16 protein-coding genes are annotated in these 15,745 nt (G+C 64.5%); 12 read left to right on the top strand and 4 right to left on the bottom strand.

Annotated features, from left to right (window positions below):
* Positions 1–11 precede the first annotated feature (11 nt).
* Together gspE and gspF are read left to right on the top strand one after the other, a co-directional pair.
* Positions 12–1,499, top strand: coding sequence for a type II secretion system ATPase GspE (gene gspE, locus HF916_RS48725; protein WP_240975875.1), 1,488 nt, complete (start codon positions 12–14; stop codon positions 1,497–1,499).
* 4 nt (positions 1,500–1,503) lie between these two features.
* Positions 1,504–2,721 (top strand): type II secretion system inner membrane protein GspF, encoded by a 1,218-nt coding sequence (gene gspF, locus HF916_RS48730; protein WP_168795635.1) that lies wholly within the window; start codon positions 1,504–1,506, stop codon positions 2,719–2,721.
* 89 nt (positions 2,722–2,810) lie between these two features.
* Here gspF and HF916_RS48735 read toward each other — a convergent pair whose 3' ends face one another.
* A complete protein-coding gene (locus HF916_RS48735) occupies positions 2,811–3,224 on the bottom strand; it encodes a general secretion pathway protein GspC (RefSeq protein WP_168795636.1) in 414 nt (137 codons plus the stop codon).
* 173 nt (positions 3,225–3,397) lie between these two features.
* On the opposite strand from HF916_RS48735, the gene gspG reads away from it, so the two are divergent.
* The 8 genes from gspG to HF916_RS48775 all read left to right on the top strand — a co-directional run bounded on the left by gspG (position 3,398) and on the right by HF916_RS48775 (position 10,159).
* Positions 3,398–3,862, top strand: a complete 465-nt coding sequence (gene gspG, locus HF916_RS48740; protein WP_168795637.1) for a type II secretion system major pseudopilin GspG — start codon at positions 3,398–3,400, stop codon at positions 3,860–3,862.
* A gap of 107 nt (positions 3,863–3,969) precedes the next feature.
* Complete coding sequence (locus HF916_RS48745; RefSeq protein WP_168795638.1) at positions 3,970–4,551, top strand: GspH/FimT family pseudopilin; 582 nt, start codon at positions 3,970–3,972, stop codon at positions 4,549–4,551.
* Between the two features lies 1 nt (position 4,552).
* On the top strand, positions 4,553–4,969 hold the full coding sequence (gspI, locus tag HF916_RS48750; protein WP_168795639.1) for a type II secretion system minor pseudopilin GspI: 417 nt from the start codon (positions 4,553–4,555) through the stop codon (positions 4,967–4,969).
* Positions 4,947–5,624: a PulJ/GspJ family protein gene (locus HF916_RS48755; RefSeq protein WP_168795640.1), complete on the top strand. Its 678-nt coding sequence runs from the start codon at positions 4,947–4,949 to the stop codon at positions 5,622–5,624. The genes gspI and HF916_RS48755 overlap by 23 nt, the downstream gene beginning before the upstream one ends.
* Before the next feature lie 481 nt (positions 5,625–6,105).
* Entirely contained in the window at positions 6,106–7,389 is a 1,284-nt protein-coding gene (gspK, locus tag HF916_RS48760; RefSeq protein WP_206001999.1) for a type II secretion system minor pseudopilin GspK, read from the top strand.
* Between the two features lie 28 nt (positions 7,390–7,417).
* Positions 7,418–8,845 carry a type II secretion system protein GspL gene (gspL, locus tag HF916_RS48765; RefSeq protein WP_168795641.1) on the top strand — a complete coding sequence of 476 codons (1,428 nt, stop codon included), beginning with the start codon at positions 7,418–7,420 and terminating at the stop codon, positions 8,843–8,845.
* Positions 8,842–9,345, top strand: coding sequence for a type II secretion system protein M (locus HF916_RS48770; protein ID WP_168795642.1), 504 nt, complete (start codon positions 8,842–8,844; stop codon positions 9,343–9,345). The genes gspL and HF916_RS48770 overlap by 4 nt, the downstream gene beginning before the upstream one ends.
* Before the next feature lie 34 nt (positions 9,346–9,379).
* On the top strand, positions 9,380–10,159 hold the full coding sequence (locus tag HF916_RS48775) for a type II secretion system protein N (RefSeq protein WP_168795643.1): 780 nt from the start codon (positions 9,380–9,382) through the stop codon (positions 10,157–10,159).
* Positions 10,160–10,364: 205 nt separating this feature from the next.
* On the opposite strand, the gene HF916_RS48780 is transcribed toward HF916_RS48775, so the two are convergent.
* Positions 10,365–11,936: an efflux transporter outer membrane subunit gene (locus HF916_RS48780; RefSeq protein ID WP_168795644.1), complete on the bottom strand. Its 1,572-nt coding sequence runs from the start codon at positions 11,934–11,936 to the stop codon at positions 10,365–10,367.
* A gap of 188 nt (positions 11,937–12,124) precedes the next feature.
* Entirely contained in the window at positions 12,125–12,496 is a 372-nt protein-coding gene (locus tag HF916_RS48785) for a hypothetical protein (RefSeq protein ID WP_168795645.1), read from the bottom strand.
* Positions 12,497–12,747: 251 nt separating this feature from the next.
* Here HF916_RS48785 and HF916_RS48790 point away from each other — a divergent pair, with 251 nt between their 5' ends.
* Positions 12,748–13,290, top strand: coding sequence for a MarR family winged helix-turn-helix transcriptional regulator (locus tag HF916_RS48790; protein WP_168795646.1), 543 nt, complete (start codon positions 12,748–12,750; stop codon positions 13,288–13,290).
* A gap of 134 nt (positions 13,291–13,424) precedes the next feature.
* Positions 13,425–14,972 carry a DHA2 family efflux MFS transporter permease subunit gene (locus tag HF916_RS48795; protein ID WP_168795647.1) on the top strand — a complete coding sequence of 516 codons (1,548 nt, stop codon included), beginning with the start codon at positions 13,425–13,427 and terminating at the stop codon, positions 14,970–14,972.
* A 76-nt stretch (positions 14,973–15,048) separates the two neighbouring features.
* On the opposite strand, the gene HF916_RS48800 is transcribed toward HF916_RS48795, so the two are convergent.
* Entirely contained in the window at positions 15,049–15,549 is a 501-nt protein-coding gene (locus HF916_RS48800; RefSeq protein WP_206002000.1) for a hypothetical protein, read from the bottom strand.
* Positions 15,550–15,745: the final 196 nt, after the last annotated feature.

Raw genomic sequence — 15,745 nt, forward strand, 5'->3', positions numbered from 1 at the left:
AGGCCGCGGCGATGTCGCCCGCGGGCGCGACGGAGCATGCCGGGCGCGAGGCGCCTTCGGCCATCGCCGCGCGGCTCGTGCCTTACGGCTTTGCCCGTGCCGGCCAGATTCTGGTCGCGCATCAGCATGCGGACAGCCTCGAGGTCTGGATCAGCGAACGCACGAGCGACGCGGCGCTGTCCGAAATAGCACGTAACTTCGGCGCAGTGTCGATCGTACGTCTGCCCGCCGATGAGCTCACGCAGGCGATCAACCAGGCGTATTCGCGCCAGGACGGCAGCGCTGCGCAGGTGGTCGGCGAAGTGGAAGGCGAGGTCGATCTTTCGCGCCTCATGCAGGACATTCCCGAGGTGGAGGATCTGCTGGAGTCGGAAGACGACGCCCCGATCATCCGCATGATCAACGCGCTGCTCACGCAAGCGGCGCGCGAGCAGGCGTCGGATATTCACATCGAGCCGTTCGAAACCTCTTCTGTGGTGCGCTTTCGCGTCGACGGTACGTTGCGCGACGTCGTGCGGCCGAAGAAAGCGCTGCACGGTGCGCTGATCTCGCGGATCAAGATCATGGCGCAGCTCGATATCGCCGAAAAGCGTTTGCCGCAGGACGGCCGTATCACGCTGCGCGTGGGCGGCCGCCCGGTCGACGTGCGCGTCTCGACGCTGCCGACCGGCCACGGCGAACGCGCGGTGCTGCGTCTGCTGGAAAAAGACGCGTCACGCCTGAACCTCGAAGCGCTCGGCATGGCGTCGGATACGCTCGGCAGGTTCGACAAACTGATCGGCAGGCCGCACGGCATCGTGCTGGTGACCGGGCCGACCGGCTCCGGTAAAACGACCACGCTGTATGCGGCCATGTCGCGGCTCGAAACCGCGACCACGAACATCATGACGGTCGAGGATCCGATCGAATACGACCTGTCGGGCATCGGCCAGACGCAGGTCAACGAACGGATCGGCATGACCTTCGCGCGGGCGCTGCGCTCGATTCTGCGGCAGGATCCGGACGTCATCATGATCGGTGAAATCCGCGACCTGGAGACTGCGCAGATCGCGGTGCAGGCGTCGCTGACCGGCCACCTCGTGCTGGCCACGCTGCACACCAACGACGCGGCATCCGCCGTGACTCGTCTGACCGACATGGGCGTCGAGCCGTATCTGCTGGCGTCATCGCTGCTCGGCGTGCTGGCGCAGCGGCTGGTGCGGCGCCTGTGCCCGATATGCCGCGAAGAGCGTGTCGAAGAAGACGGCAGCGTGCGCTACCATCCGGTCGGTTGCGACCGGTGCGGCCATTCCGGTTATGCGGGACGCCGCGGCGTCTACGAACTGCTGCTGATCGACGATAACATCCGCACGCTCGTTCACCGCAACGCAGCCGATGCGGAAATTCTCGCGGCCGGCCGTGCGCAAGGCATGCGCACGCTGCGTGAGGATGCGGACCGCTGGCTCGCCTCCGGGCTGACGTCGCTCGAAGAAGTGATCCGCGTCACGGGCGGAGCATAAGCGCATGCCGGCATTTCGTTTCGAAGCGATCGACGCGGCGGGCAAGGCGCAAAAAGGCGTGCTCGACGCGGACAGCGCGCGCGGCGCGCGGACCAATCTGCGTTCGCAAGGATTGACGCCGCTCGTCGTCGAACCGGCCGCCACGCGCACGCGCGGCGAGCGTAATCAACGGCTGTCGCTGGGGCGGCGTCTGTCGCAACGCGAGCAGGCGATCCTGACGCGCCAGCTCGCCAGCCTGCTGATTGCCGGCTTGCCGCTCGACGAAGCGCTCGCGGTGCTCACCGAGCAATCGGAGCGCGACTACATTCGCGAACTGATGGCGTCGATCCGCGCGGAAGTACTCGGCGGCCATTCGCTGGCCAATGCGCTGACGCAGCATCCGAAAGACTTCCCCGAGATTTATCGCGCGCTGGTCGCGGCTGGTGAACATACCGGCAAGCTCGGCCTGGTGCTGTCGCGGCTCGCCGACTACATCGAGCAACGCAACGCGCTGAAGCAGAAGATCGTGCTCGCGTTCACATACCCGACCATCGTCACGATTATCGCTTTCGGTATCGTCACGTTTCTGTTGAGCTACGTGGTGCCGCAGGTGGTGAACGTGTTCGCCAGCACCAAGCAGCAACTGCCCTTCCTCACCATCATGATGATGGCGCTTTCCGGGTTCGTGCGGAACTGGTGGTGGGCGATGCTGATCGGCGTGGTCGTGCTGATGTATCTGGTGCGCTCGATTCTGAAGCAGCCCGGCCCGCGCCTCGCGTTCGACCGTTGGCTACTGACCGCGCCGTTGCTCGGCAAACTCGTACGCGGCTACAACACCGTGCGCTTTGCCAGCACGCTCGGCATTCTCACCGCGGCGGGCGTGCCGATTCTGCGCGCGCTGCAAGCCGCCGCCGAAACGCTTAGCAATAACGCGATGCGCGAGAACATCGACGACGCCATTGTGCGTGTGCGCGAAGGCACGTCGCTGTCACGCGCGCTCGGCAACACGAAGACGTTTCCGCCTGTGCTGGTTCACCTGATTCGTTCGGGCGAAGCGACCGGCGACGTGACCACGATGCTCGACCGCGCGGCAGACGGCGAAGCGCGCGAACTGGAACGCCGCACGATGTTCCTGACGAGTCTGCTGGAGCCGTTGCTGATTCTGGCGATGGGGGGCGTGGTGCTGGTGATCGTGCTGGCGGTGATGCTGCCGATCATCGAGTTGAACAACCTGGTGCAGTAAGGCCGGAAGAGAGACTGAATCGCGCGATGACCGGTGTGGTCACCGCGCAAACATCAGTTAAAGCGAAGCTGCTGCTTTGCGCTTTTGCTTCAGCGCACGTAGATCGTCGGACCTGCGGGGTTGGCCGGCAGGAACACTTCGGAATGCGCGCCATTGCGGTCGATGATGATCGAGCGGGCGCGGACTTCGGAAAGTTTGCTGCCTTGCATCAGCGCGCTGCCGAGCGACACGGCACGCGGCGGTTCGCCGCCCACGCTGACGATGGCCGCGGCGCCTTCCCGCAAAGCGAGGATGCCGAACAGCCGCACGTCCTGGTTGGCGTTGCGCGTGAGTTGGCCGCCGAACAGCGTGGCAGCCTGCTCGGTCGAGATCTGCGCATGCGCGGCGGCGGCGGGCAACGGCGCACCGGACAACGTGCTGAGCGTGATGACCCAGTAGGTCAGCGTCGCGCAGAACACGGCGAACAGCGCGAGCGACAGAAAGCGAATTTGGATGGCGTTCATGCGCATCATTGTACGGACTATTGTGAAAATTGCGTTGGGCTGAAAGCGCCTTCTCACGACCCTTCAACTGCATGACATTAAAATGACCGGCCGGGCGTGTTCAATGGCAGCCTGATTGCCAAAACGCGAATCCCGCCCAGTCAGAAATTTCACCTGAAAAGAGGTAGCAAGCTATGCAACTGTCGACCACTCGCCGTCATGACATCGCGGGTCCGCGCAGCCGTCGTCAACGCGGTTTCACGCTGATCGAAATCATGGTCGTGATCGCGATTCTGGGCATTCTGGCCGCGTTGATCGTGCCGAAGATCATGAGCCGTCCCGACGAAGCGCGCCGTGTCGCCGCCAAGCAGGACATCGGCACGATGATGCAGGCGCTGAAACTCTACCGTCTGGACAACGGCCGTTATCCGACGCAGGAGCAAGGTTTGCGCGCGCTGATCGAAAAGCCGGGCACGGACCCCGTGCCGAACAACTGGAAAGACGGCGGCTACCTCGAGCGTCTGCCGAACGATCCGTGGGGTAACGCCTACCAGTTTCTGAATCCGGGCGTGCACGGCGAGATCGACGTGTTCAGCTATGGCGCGGACGGCAAGGCGGGCGGCGAAGGCAATGACGCCGACGTCGGCTCGTGGCAGTAGGCGTTTAAGGAGTCGGTGGTTTTCATGCGCGCGGCGGGATTGAACCTCGCGCGTTCCTCTCGATGCATCGTCGTTTGATTTTGAGTTGATCGTTCGTGGCCGGCACTATGCGATTGTCCCCTTGCAAGTCCCGTGTGGACACGCCCTGTACGGCTTCGTTGCCGCGCGCGGTGTGTACCGGCGCGCGCCCGCATGGCGTGCGCCGCCCGGGTGACGCGGGCAGGCGCGGCGGCGGCAAACGCGCGGCGGGTTTCACGCTGCTGGAAATGCTGGTGGTGCTGGTGATCGCGGGCCTGCTGGTGTCCTTGACCGCGTTGACGATGACACGCAATCCGCGCACCGATCTGAACGAGGAAGCGCAGCGTCTCGCGCTGCTGTTCGAATCGGCCGGCGACGAAGCGCAGGTGCGCGCGCGGCCGATCGCCTGGCAACCGCTCGATGGCGGCTTTCGTTTCGACCTGCGCACCGAAGACGGCTGGCGTCCGCTGCGTGACGATCTGCTTGGGCCGCGTCGCTGGGAAGGTGGCGTGACCGGCGTGAGCATCAGCTATCCGGGTTCGGATTCGCAGCCCAGCCGTATCGTATTCGGCACCGAGGCGATCGACGTGCCCGTGCAGATCACGCTGTTTTCGGCAGCCGGGAGCGCGACGATCGTCGGCACCGGCAATGGCCGCTACGAGGTGCACTGAGATGCGTCGTTGCAGGAGCATGACGGCTCGCGAGAGGGTCCACGGCGCGCAGCGCGGTTTTACGATGATCGAAGTGCTGGTGGCGCTGGCGATCATTGCGGTGGCGTTGGCCGCCTCGTTGCGGGCGGTGGGCAGTCTCGCGAGCGGCGAGGCCGATCTGCACCGCCGCTTGCTGGCGGGCTGGAGCGCGGACAATACGTTGGCGCAATTGCATCTGGCGCATGCCTGGCCGAACGTCGGCTCGACGAGTTTCGACTGTTCGCAGGGCAACTTGCAGTTGATCTGTACGGAGCAAGTGACGGCCACGCCGAATCCGGTGTTTCGTCGAGTGGAAGTGATGGTGACGATGCCGGGCGGGTCCGGCAATCTGGCTCAGATGGTGACGGTGGTCGCGAATGAAAACAACCGTTCGCTCTGAGCGCCGCCGCCGATCGGGCGCGCGTGGTTTCACGCTGATCGAATTGCTGGTGGCGATTGCGATTCTGGCGGTGATTGCCGTGTTGTCGTGGCGCGGGCTCGACCAGATCATTCGCGGCCGGCAGACCATCACGAGCGCGATGGAAGAAGAGCGCGTTTTTGCGCAGTTGTTCGACCAGATGCGGATTGATGCGCGGCAGGCCGCGTCGGATGATGAGGCTGGGCAGGCGGCTGTATCGGTGTCCGGCAGCGTGTTGCAGATCGTGCGGCAGATGAATTTGCCGGGTGCGGCGCCGAGGTTGCAGGTGGTGAGGTATCGCGTGTCCGATGGACGTGTGATTCGGTATGCGTCGCCGCCGTTGGGGAATATGGGCGAGTTGCGGCGGGCTTTGCGCGGCAGCGAAGGTGAAGGATGGAGTGGTGTGCCGCTGATGGCCGGTGTTGGTTCTATTTCTGCTCAGGTTTATGTGCCCAAGGTGGGCTGGACTACGCAGATGGGCGATGTGCAGAGCGCCATTACGGAGGCGGACAATAATCTTAAGGTGCCCCAGCTGGGGAGTGCGCCGCTGCCGCGGTCTGTGACGGGGCTGCAGGTGAGTGTCGGGGCTAAGTCGTTGGCGCGGCCCGTGACGCGGGTTTTTCTCGTCGGAGAGTGAAATGAAGTTCTCTTTTTTGTCTTTCCGATGGGTTTGTCTGGGTGCTTTTGGTGTTGGGCTTTCCTTGAAATCACGGTGGTCTATTGGTGTTGTCCCTGTGCGGGGCGGCACTTACTTTCTTTGCGGCCGCAAAGAAAGTAAGCAAAGAAAGCGGCTTCAAACCGCTAACGTACAAGCGGGTCCCCCGCACAGCCACAGTAGTGGCGCGATCAACGCACAATCCCTCGCACAGCAAGCGGCAGTGACCAGGCAGTCATCCGTTCCGGCGGCGCTTCGCGCGCCGAGCGGCAAGCAACGAAACCATCGGTCGCTGGCAATGCCTAGCTACGCCTCACGGTATCTCCGGTCTGCTTCGGCGTCTGTGCATGCATCCGGGCCTATTTCGGCGCCGCGCCGAGGCGAAGCCGACGGCTCCCACCTCGCGCAGACAAAACCGCTGAGCTCTACCCTTCCGGCGAGCACACCGTGCGAGGCGGGAGGTATGACGGCCTTGTCACAGGTGTCGAATGTGCGAAGTGACGGATTCCAGATGGTCCACTACCGAGGCTGTGCGGGGGACCCGCTTGGCAATGGTGGTGTGAAGCGGCTTTCTTTGCCTACTTTCTTTGCCGCGGCAAAGAAAGTAGGTGCCGCCCCGCACAGGGGCAACGCCAATAGACCACCACGAATTCAAGGAAAGGCCAACACAAAACAGAGCCAGAAAAACCAGACCGGCGTAGCCATCATCAGCGCCTTGTTAGTAGTCGCGCTATCAGCGATCTTGGTCTCGGGCATGCTCTGGCGCCAGCAAGTCCAAATCCGAAGGATAGAAAACCAGCGCCTCCTTTCCCAAGCCCAATGGGTAGCCCGCGGCGCGCTAGACTGGACGCGCCTGATCCTCCGCTCAGAAGGCGACACTTCAGCCGGCATCACCTACCTGGGTGGCCTATGGGGCGTCCCGATAGCCAAAACCCGCCTATCCGATTTCCTGGGCCAAATAGGCGAAGTCAGAGCGCAACAAGGCGCAGAAACCTACCTATCGGGTTCAATCGAAGACGCCCAGGCAAAATTCAACCTGAGAAATCTGGTAGAGAGCCCCGCCCCTGGCGTGATGCAATTGGACATGGACCAAATCGGCGCCTACCAGCGCCTACTGGTATCGCTCGGCGCAAACAGCCAGCTGGCAAAAACCACAGCAGTCCAGGTCCGCGCAAGCCTCGCACAATCGGCAACCCGTTTCCAGACCATCACGTCCACGAACGGCACAACCGCGACCCCGCCGCCGATCCAGGGCGGCGCCACCGGCGGCAGCTTCACCAACAAACCGGGTATCGAAGACAGCGACGACAGTTCCGCGAACGCACCGATCCAGATGACCAGCGTCGACTCGCTGCTCGATATCCCCGGCTATACGCCCGAGATGGTCGCGCGCTTGCGGCCCTTCGTCACCGTGCTGCCGACGGTATCGGCGGTCAACGTGAACACGGCTTCCGCCGAAGTCATCGCAGCGGTCATACCGGGAATGAGCGTGTCGACGGCGCAAGCCTTCGTCGAGCGCCGGCAGACGGTGTTTTTCCGTAACGTCGGCGACATACAACTCGCGTTGCGCGGCGCTGGCGTGCAATCGATCTCGATCGACCCGAGCGAACTCGACGTCAACTCGAATTACTTCCTGATCCACGGCCGCGTGCAGCACGAACGCGCCGAGGTGGACCGCACGACCCTCGTCTATCGCGACGCATTGACTCACACTACGCGTATCGTGCGAGTAGAAGACCAACTATGAATAACGCCTTTCCCAGAGAGAGTGGCCTTTGAGCACGCTGATCGTTCTATTGCCGCCGCGTGATCCGGCGGTGCCATCGCAGGAATGGCAACTGCCGGAGCTGCCGTTCGTGCTGCTCGACAAGTCGGGCCGCGCCCAGCGCGCCGGCCGGTCGGCGCTCGCGCTGCTGCCGCGCGCCTCTACCACGGTGCTGATGGTCGCCGCGCGCGACCTGCTGATGATGCCCGCCACACTGCCGCCGTTGCGTGGCCCGCGGCTGCGTCAGGCGCTGCCCAACATCGTCGAGGATCAACTGATCCAGGACCCGCAGACCTGTCACATCGCCGTCGACCCGAAACCGCTCGCGGGCGGCCGGCAGTTGCTGGCGATCATCGACCGCGGCTGGTTCCGGTATATCTGCGAATCGTTCTCCAATGCCGGCCATCGCAGCTTGCGCGCGGTGCCGGTCACGCGCTGCCTGCCGCTGGCGGCCGCGCTCGATGCCGATGTGCCCGCCGAAGTCGCGGAAACGGTGAACGCCGGTGAGCCGGCCATGGCCGGCGCAGCAGGCGTGGCGACGTCGCTGCCGGGCGTCGCGCCGGTGGTGGCGCCCGGCGTCGCGGCTGCGGTGCCGATGGTGGCCGCCGTGCTCGGCGCCGTGGTGCAGACCGCGCCCGCCCTGCTGCTCGAAGGCGTGGCGGCCAGCGCGGGCGACCGAAGCGTGCCGCGCGTCGAACTGGCGATCGCGCGCGGGGTGCAAGGCGAAGGGCTGGCCGTGCCGGCCAGCGCGGTAAACGCGACGCTCGGCGCGCTCGCCGGCGCGGCGCCGGTCTCGCTGCACATGCTCACCGAAGTGCCCGGCAACGAGCCGAGTCTCGCTCCGAATAGCCCGGCGCGGCTGGCTGCGCACATCCACGGCGCCAGTCCGCTGCCGTTCGAGCAGCTCGCGCGACGCGCGCTGGAGTGTCGCTTCGACCTGTGTCAGTTCGAGTTTGCTTCGCAGCCGTGGCGGCTCGACCGCGCGACGCTGCGGCGTCTGCGGCTGCCGGTGCTGCTCGCGGTCGGCGCGCTGGTGATTGCCATCATCGGCGCAAACGTGCAGTGGCTGATGCTCGCGCGCCAACGCGACGCAATCAACACGCAGATGACCGAACTGCTGCTCAATACCTTCCCCAAAACGACCGTCGTGCTCGACGCGCCCGACCAGATGTCGCGCCAGTTGCAGCAATTGCGCGTCGCGGCGGGCGAACTGTCGCCGGACGATTTCCTGCCGCTCGCCGACGGCCTCGCTCGCTCGCTGGCGCCGGTGCCGGTCAACGGCATCGCCGCGCTCGACTATCACGACCGGCGGCTCGACGTGAACTTCAAGCCGGAGGTCAAGCTCGATCCCGATCTCGCGAAGCGCCTCGCCCGCAACGGCCTGAGCGGTGGGATCGATAGCAATACCGGCAAGTGGACCATCAGGAACGGACAATGAAAGCTGAACTCGCTCAAACATGGGCCGGATTCTGGGACCAGCGCACCGAGCGCGAAAAAGCCCTGCTGACGTGGGGCGGCGGCGTGCTCGCCGTGGTGATCGCGTGGTCGGTGCTGTGGGCGCCGGCGCAGGAAGGCCGCTCGCATCTGCGTGAATCGCTGCCCGCCATGCAGCGGCAGTTGGCGCAGATGACCGCGCAGGCGAACGAAGCGCGCCAATTGTCGGCGGCGGCGCAAGGCGTCGCGCCGACCGGCGCCGCGCTGAAGGACGCCCTCACCGCGTCGCTCAACGATCACGGCCTTGCGGCGACGCAGGTTCAGGTGATCGGCAACGCGGTCCAGATCCAGTTGAAGAACGCGTCGTTCCCGGCGTGGACGAACTGGGTCGACGACGTGCGCAAGCAGTTCAAGGTGCAAGTCTCGGAGGCGCACGCCACGGCGCTCAAGGAAGACGGCCAGGTGGACCTGACGGCGTCGTTGCAGCCGTCCACCGCGAAATGAAAATAACCGCGACCTCGCCGTCACAGGATCTCGCATGAATTACTGGATGCGGCGCTTGCGCGTCGCGCTGCCCTGGCTGGTGGTCGCGGTGCTGTCCGCCGCGGTCGTGATGCTGACGATGCTGCCGGCCGCCTGGATCACCCCGCAGTTCGCCAAACAGACGAGCGGCCACGTCAATCTCGTCAATCCGGCCGGCTCGCTGTGGCACGGCTCGGCCACGTTGATGCTGGCCGCCGGCTCGGACATGAGCGCGGCGACGCTGCTACCTGGCCGGATCGAATGGCACACGGCGTTCTGGCCGCTGTTTACGGGCCGCGTGCGCATGATCATGCGGCACAGCGAAGCAATGCCGGAGCCGATCACCGTCGATGCCACGCCGCGCAGCGCGACCGTCACGCCCGGCGCGATCGCCGTGCCGGCTTCGCTGCTGAGCGGCCTTGGCGCGCCCTTTAACACGCTCGATCTGCAGGGCAATGTGCAACTGTCCTGGTCGGACTGGCGCAGCTTCAACCGGGAAGCGTTCGGGCAGTTGACGGTCACGTTGACCGACGTCAGTTCGCGTGTCTCGCTGGTCAAGCCGCTTGGCTCGTACCGGGTGCTGTTTCAGGCGCAGGGCGAGTCGTCCACGCTCGATCTGACCACCACCAAGGGCCCGTTGATGCTGACCGGCAATGGCACGCTGTCGGCGGCGTCGACGTCGTTTCACGGGACGGCCAGCGCCGCGCCGGAGGCTCGCGACAATCTCGCGGGTTTGTTGAACCTGTTGGGGCGGCCGAGCGGACCGGACACGGTGGCGTTGACGTTCGTGCACTGAGGCACGCTGCCTGGCGCTGCGGCGCCGGCTGGTCAAGCGGCGGCGATGTCGTTCATCGAGGCGGCCAGCGCTGCGCCGCAGGCGCGCGCTAACTTCGCGGGGCGGCTGAACCTGTTGGGGCGGCCGGGCGTCGACGCAATAAAAAAGAGGCATGGCCGTGGATTGCGGCCATGCCTCTTTTGCTTTGCCTCGACGGCCAGTGCTTCTACTCGGCGTGCATCCGCGACGGCGTCGTCGCCGCGCTTTGCGCAACAGGCGCAGCCGACGATGCCGGCAGCGGCGCCGGCGCCGCCACATCACCTGTTTCGCGATTCATCTGCGACGCGTCCCAGCCGCCGCCCAGCGCCTTGACCAGACCGACCGACGACACCATCCGCTGCCCGGCGATGTTCTCCAGCTTCTGCTCGGCCGTGAAGGCGGTGGTCTGCGCCGTCAGCACGTTGACGTAGCCGACCGTGCCGGCCTTGTACTCGTTCGTGACGATGGCGAGCGCCTGACGCGCCGAGTCCACCGCCTGCCGCTGCACGACGATTTCCTGTTCGAGGATGCGCTGCGACGCGAGGTTGTCCTCGACGTCCTGGAACGCGGCCAGCACCGTTTGACGATAGGTGGCGACATCGCCGTCGTAGGCAGCGCGCGCGGCGTCGGTCTTGGCCTGCCGCAAGCCGGCGTCGAACAGCGTCGCGGCGAGTTGCGGGCCGAGCGTCCAGAAGCGCGACGGCGCGGTCAGCAACTGCGAGAACACCGAATTTTCGAAGCCGCCGGAAGCCGACAGTGTCAGCGACGGGAAGAACGCGGCGATGGCGACGCCGATCTGTTCATTCGCCGCCGCGGCCTTGCGTTCCGCCGAGGCAATATCCGGACGCCGCTCGAGCAGCGCGGACGGCATCTGCGACGGCACGGCAGGCGGCGTGGCGGTGAGCGGCATCGGCGGAATCGAGAAGGTCGAGGCCGGTTCGCCGACCAGGACGGCGATTGCGTGCTCGTCCTGGGCGCGCTGGACGCCGTTGTCGATCGCGGCGGCCTGCGCCGATTGCAATTGCGTCTGCGCCTGAATCACGTCGGAGCGCGCGGCAACGCCGGCCGCGTACTGGTTCTGCGTGAGTTGCAGCGAGCGCTGGTAGGCCGCGACGGTGTCGTCGAGCAGCTTTTGAGTCGAATCGAGCGCGCGCAGCGCGAAGTAGGTCTGGGCGAGCGTGGCCTGGGCCGATAGCCGTGCGTTGGCGAGGTCCGCCGCGGCACCTTGCTGGCCGGCTTTCTGCGAGTTCACCGAGCGGGTGACCGAACCCCACAGATCCGGCTCCCAGCTTGCATCGAGCTGCACGTTGAAACTGTTGCTGACGCCGGAGCGGCTCGTCGCGGTGGTCGAGTTGCCGCCGGACGACGTCCCGTTGCCAGAACGCGTTGCACCCGCCGACGCGCCGATAGTCGGGAAATACGCCGCACGTGCCTCGCCGACCAGCGCGCGCGCCTGCCGGTAGGCGGCAGCGAATTGGGCGACGGTCTGGTTTGCGGTGTTCAGGCGCTCTTCGAGCGGGTTGAGCTGCGGATCTTCGTAAATGCTCCACCAGTCGCCGCGATCCTGCTGATCGGCCGGTTGAGCGACTTTCCAGCCGGGCGCGGCTTCCTTGTACGACGCCGGGATTTCGGCGGCGGGCCGCTTGTAGTCGGGGCCGACCGCGCAAGCCGCCAGCAGGCTGGCGAGCGCCGCAGCCACAGCAATGGTCAGGGCGTGAGGCGCAAGCATCCGCGCGCGCGAGATTCGATCAGACTGCATGCAATGAATTCCTTCTGGACGCCGCGGCGCGGCCAATGGCGGCACCGCCGGCCGGGCGAGATCTTGGTCTGCCGGAATGTTAGCGTATGAGCCCGCTGGGCGCGGGAAACTGAAAGGGTAATGCGAGGAAGGAGGCAGGTGTGTTACTGAGGGTGCCGCGAAGGTTACGCGCTGTTACCGGCCTGGCGTTAAACCCGTGATTCCGTCGACTTGGCCTGGCGGGCCAGCTTACCGGCGGCGGCCCGGCACGGTGCATCGCCGCGCGCCTGGCAGGCGCCGGCGGGGCCTACGTGCTTTTCCGCGCCAGTGGGAACGACAGCGGCATTCACCGTAGGCACGGCCGCCGCCACCAACTCGACTTTTGTTGTCTTGACGCCCTTCCGTCCCCGCCGATGCTCGAACCACGCCAGTACCGCCACGCCGACCGATCCGCCAGGCAGCACAAACAGCACGGCGAACAACGCGAGTTTCCACCAGCGGTGCGGCCCTTGAAAGGTGCTCAGTGCGGAATCGGTCAGGGAGCGGCTCAGGCCGCCAAGCGTGTTTTTGAGGTACAGCATCAGGGAAATCCTTTTTCGCGCGTCGCGGTCGCGGCGCGCAGACAATCGGTCAGAACATGGTCTCGGGTGGCGCGGGTCGCGCGTAACTCGTTGCCTACAATAATATTGACTATGCAATCAAATTTCAAGATACTTCCCCCGCGAACATCGGCCGTGTTGTTTTCCTGTCGTTCGCACTACGCGAAATCAAGTTTGACTTGTCTGCTTAGGCAGCTAAAATCCGTTCTGCTTGAGACGTTCCCGGATACACGATGACTGACGGCCCCTACAAGGCGGACGAGATTCACCTCGAATCGAGTCTCGGCTACTACCTGACGAAAGCTCGAAATGTGCTGGTCGAGCGGACGGACCGTGCGGTCAAACCGCTGGGACTGACCACGCAGCAGATCGGCGTGATCTTGATGTTGTCGTCGCGGCGCGCGAGCACGCCGTTCGAACTGTCGCGCGCCATGTCGTATGACAGCGGATCGATGACGCGCCTGCTCGATCGCCTTGAAAAGAAAGGCTTTATCGTGCGCTCGCGCAGCGAGACCGATCGGCGGATGGTGAAGCTGGAGTTGACGCCGCAAGGCCACGACGCCGCCCGGCAACTGCCCGGTCTGGGCGCGACGGTGCTGAACGAACAGCTGCGCGGGTTTTCGGCCGCCGATCACGCCACGTTGATCGACCTGCTCGGCCGTTTCATCGCGAACGGCATCGACGCGGGAGCAAGCGCCGGATGCGGATTGGGGCCGCAACACGAATCGCTGGACGAATCATCCGAAGCGTCGTCGCGGGAACACGGCGAATACTAACCAGGACGCGTTTTCCAAGAGCGTCATCGTTTGAATATATCTGTCTGGGCAGAGAGTGATCCGGCATCTAAGCACGCCACCTGGGGTGGTTGATAAAGCTGCCGCGACAAGCTTTCCAGCTGAGGAGAAGAATTATGAACGCCCCGGCTTCCGCCGCCACACCCGCCCCGCTCAAGGGCGGCGCCTTGGCCTTGCTCACGGTCGGGCTCGCACTCGGCACGTTCATGGAAGTGCTCGACACGTCGATTGCGAACGTCGCGGTGCCGACCATTTCCGGCAGCCTCGGCGTGGCGACCAGCCAGGGCACCTGGGTGATCTCGTCGTATTCGGTCGCGTCGGCGATTGCGGTGCCGCTGACAGGCTGGCTCGCGCGACGCGTCGGCGAAGTGAAGCTGTTTACGCTGTCTGTGTTGCTCTTCACGATCGCTTCGGCGCTGTGCGGCTTCGCGCACAACTTCGAATCGCTGATCGCGTTCCGGCTGTTGCAGGGGCTCGTTTCCGGACCAATGGTGCCGCTCTCGCAGACCATTCTGATGCGCTCGTATCCGCCGGAAAAGCGCGGACTCGCGCTGGGTCTATGGGCGATGACGGTGATTTGCGCGCCCATCTTCGGGCCCGTGATGGGCGGCTACATCACCGACAACTACACGTGGCCGTGGATCTTCTACATCAACGTGCCGATCGGTCTGTTCTCGGCGGTATGCGCGTACCTGCTACTGCGCGGCCGTGAAACGAAGACCACGAAGCAGCGCATCGACGCGGTCGGCCTCGCGCTGCTCGTGATCGGCGTGTCGTGCTTGCAGATGGTGCTCGACCTCGGCAAGGATCGCGACTGGTTCAACTCGACGTTGATCGTGACGCTGGCCGTGATCGCGGTGGTGTCGCTCGCCTTCATGCTGGTGTGGGAGTTGACCGAGAAAGAGCCGGTGGTCGATCTCTCGCTGTTCAAGGATCGCAACTTCGCGCTCGGCGTGGTGATCGTCTCGTTCGGCTTCATGGCCTTCTTCGGCTCGGTGGTGATTTTCCCGCTCTGGCTGCAAACCGTGATGGGCTACACCGCCGGGCTGGCTGGTCTGGCGACCGCGCCCGTCGGTTTGCTCGCGCTGTTCTTGTCGCCGTTGATCGGCAAGAACATGCACCGCTTGAACCTGCGCGTGGTGGCGAGTTTTGCGTTCGTCGTGTTCGCGTTCGTCTCGTTCTGGAACTCCACGTTCACGCTCGACGTGCCGTTCAATCACGTGATCTGGCCACGGCTCGTGCAAGGCATCGGCGTAGCTTGCTTCTTCGTGCCGATGACCACGATTACGCTCTCCAGCGTGCCGGATGAGCGGCTGGCGAGCGCTTCCGGCCTGTCCAATTTTTTCCGGACCTTGTCGGGCGCGATCGGCACGGCGATCAGTACGACGTACTGGGAGAACGACACGATCTACCATCACGCGATGTTGACCGATTCGGTCAACGTCTATGCCGCGAACACCAATGCTTATACCAATGCGCTGGCCGGTATCGGGCTCTCCGGCGACGGCATCACCGCGCAGTTGAATCAGGTGGTGACGGCACAGGCTTATATGATGGCCACCAACGATTTCTTCCGCATTTCCTGCGCGGCGTTTCTCGTGCTCGCGGTGCTGGTCTGGGTCACCAAGCCACGCAAGGGTGTCGGCCCTTCAATGGGGCATTGAAGTCTAACGATGCCTTTAAGCGGACGCGCGCCGAAACGATATTTTTCCTTCGACTCTTCGCGCGCGTCTTCAGCCTTTATTGCGTGATGGCTTCGCCATTCGTCGCCGGGATCGATTGACCCTGCAACGCGTCCGGATGCGCGGTCGCGGGCGCCGCCTGCGGAGGTTTGGCGCCACTCTCCGGCGCGCCGGCCGCAGTGCCTCGCACGTATTGCTTGAAGTCGGCGCCGGCTTCCCATGGGTTCGGTTTGCAGCCCATCGAGCCGTCGCAGTGCGCGGCGAAGCCGATCGTTGCCGTGCCGTCCGGATTCGCGGCGCGCGTGATCTGATACGCCAATGCGCGCTTGCCGCCATCCGGGCCGGCGGTCTGGATCAACGTGTCGGTCGACGCATCGATCTTGTAGGTCGAATGGCTCGCCACCCACGCCTGCGCCCGTTGCCACCAGACATCGCATTCCGCTTTATTCGAACACGTCAACGGTGTGGTCGCGATTTGCATGACGTCGGGATCGACCTGCCCTTGCGTCGAACATCCCGCCGCCGCTACGCACAGCATGGCCAACAGACTTTTCTTCATCACGTTGAATCCTCCCTCTGTGGTGCGCGTCATATTAGTTTGGACCGCGGCGTCGGTACGGTGTTTCATCTGGATCAGAGAATCGTCAGAACGCGCGGAGATTTTGCCGATGGCGTTCGACACTCGACCGCGCATTGCGTAGACGTTACCTGCGCGGAATAAAAAAGCGGCCATGCTTGGCCGCTTTTTCGTCACC

The organism is Paraburkholderia aromaticivorans (genome assembly GCF_012689525.1).
Classification (GTDB): domain Bacteria; phylum Pseudomonadota; class Gammaproteobacteria; order Burkholderiales; family Burkholderiaceae; genus Paraburkholderia; species Paraburkholderia aromaticivorans_A.

What these genes read in the sequence shown, in the direction of transcription:
- HF916_RS48755 (WP_168795640.1), top strand. Translation starts at nt 4,947, where the DNA reads ATGAAAACAACCGTTCGCTCTGAGCGCCGCCGCCGATCGGGCGCGCGT.
- gspE (WP_240975875.1), top strand. Translation starts at nt 12, where the DNA reads ATGTCGCCCGCGGGCGCGACGGAGCATGCCGGGCGCGAGGCGCCTTCG.
- gspI (WP_168795639.1), top strand. Translation starts at nt 4,553, where the DNA reads ATGCGTCGTTGCAGGAGCATGACGGCTCGCGAGAGGGTCCACGGCGCG.
- HF916_RS48795 (WP_168795647.1), top strand. Translation starts at nt 13,425, where the DNA reads ATGAACGCCCCGGCTTCCGCCGCCACACCCGCCCCGCTCAAGGGCGGC.
- HF916_RS48775 (WP_168795643.1), top strand. Translation starts at nt 9,380, where the DNA reads ATGAATTACTGGATGCGGCGCTTGCGCGTCGCGCTGCCCTGGCTGGTG.
- HF916_RS48800 (WP_206002000.1), bottom strand. Translation starts at nt 15,549, where the DNA reads ATGAAGAAAAGTCTGTTGGCCATGCTGTGCGTAGCGGCGGCGGGATGT.
- gspF (WP_168795635.1), top strand. Translation starts at nt 1,504, where the DNA reads ATGCCGGCATTTCGTTTCGAAGCGATCGACGCGGCGGGCAAGGCGCAA.
- HF916_RS48735 (WP_168795636.1), bottom strand. Translation starts at nt 3,224, where the DNA reads ATGAACGCCATCCAAATTCGCTTTCTGTCGCTCGCGCTGTTCGCCGTG.
- gspG (WP_168795637.1), top strand. Translation starts at nt 3,398, where the DNA reads ATGCAACTGTCGACCACTCGCCGTCATGACATCGCGGGTCCGCGCAGC.
- HF916_RS48780 (WP_168795644.1), bottom strand. Translation starts at nt 11,936, where the DNA reads ATGCAGTCTGATCGAATCTCGCGCGCGCGGATGCTTGCGCCTCACGCC.
- gspK (WP_206001999.1), top strand. Translation starts at nt 6,106, where the DNA reads ATGACGGCCTTGTCACAGGTGTCGAATGTGCGAAGTGACGGATTCCAG.
- HF916_RS48770 (WP_168795642.1), top strand. Translation starts at nt 8,842, where the DNA reads ATGAAAGCTGAACTCGCTCAAACATGGGCCGGATTCTGGGACCAGCGC.
- HF916_RS48785 (WP_168795645.1), bottom strand. Translation starts at nt 12,496, where the DNA reads ATGCTGTACCTCAAAAACACGCTTGGCGGCCTGAGCCGCTCCCTGACC.
- HF916_RS48745 (WP_168795638.1), top strand. Translation starts at nt 3,970, where the DNA reads ATGCGATTGTCCCCTTGCAAGTCCCGTGTGGACACGCCCTGTACGGCT.
- HF916_RS48790 (WP_168795646.1), top strand. Translation starts at nt 12,748, where the DNA reads ATGACTGACGGCCCCTACAAGGCGGACGAGATTCACCTCGAATCGAGT.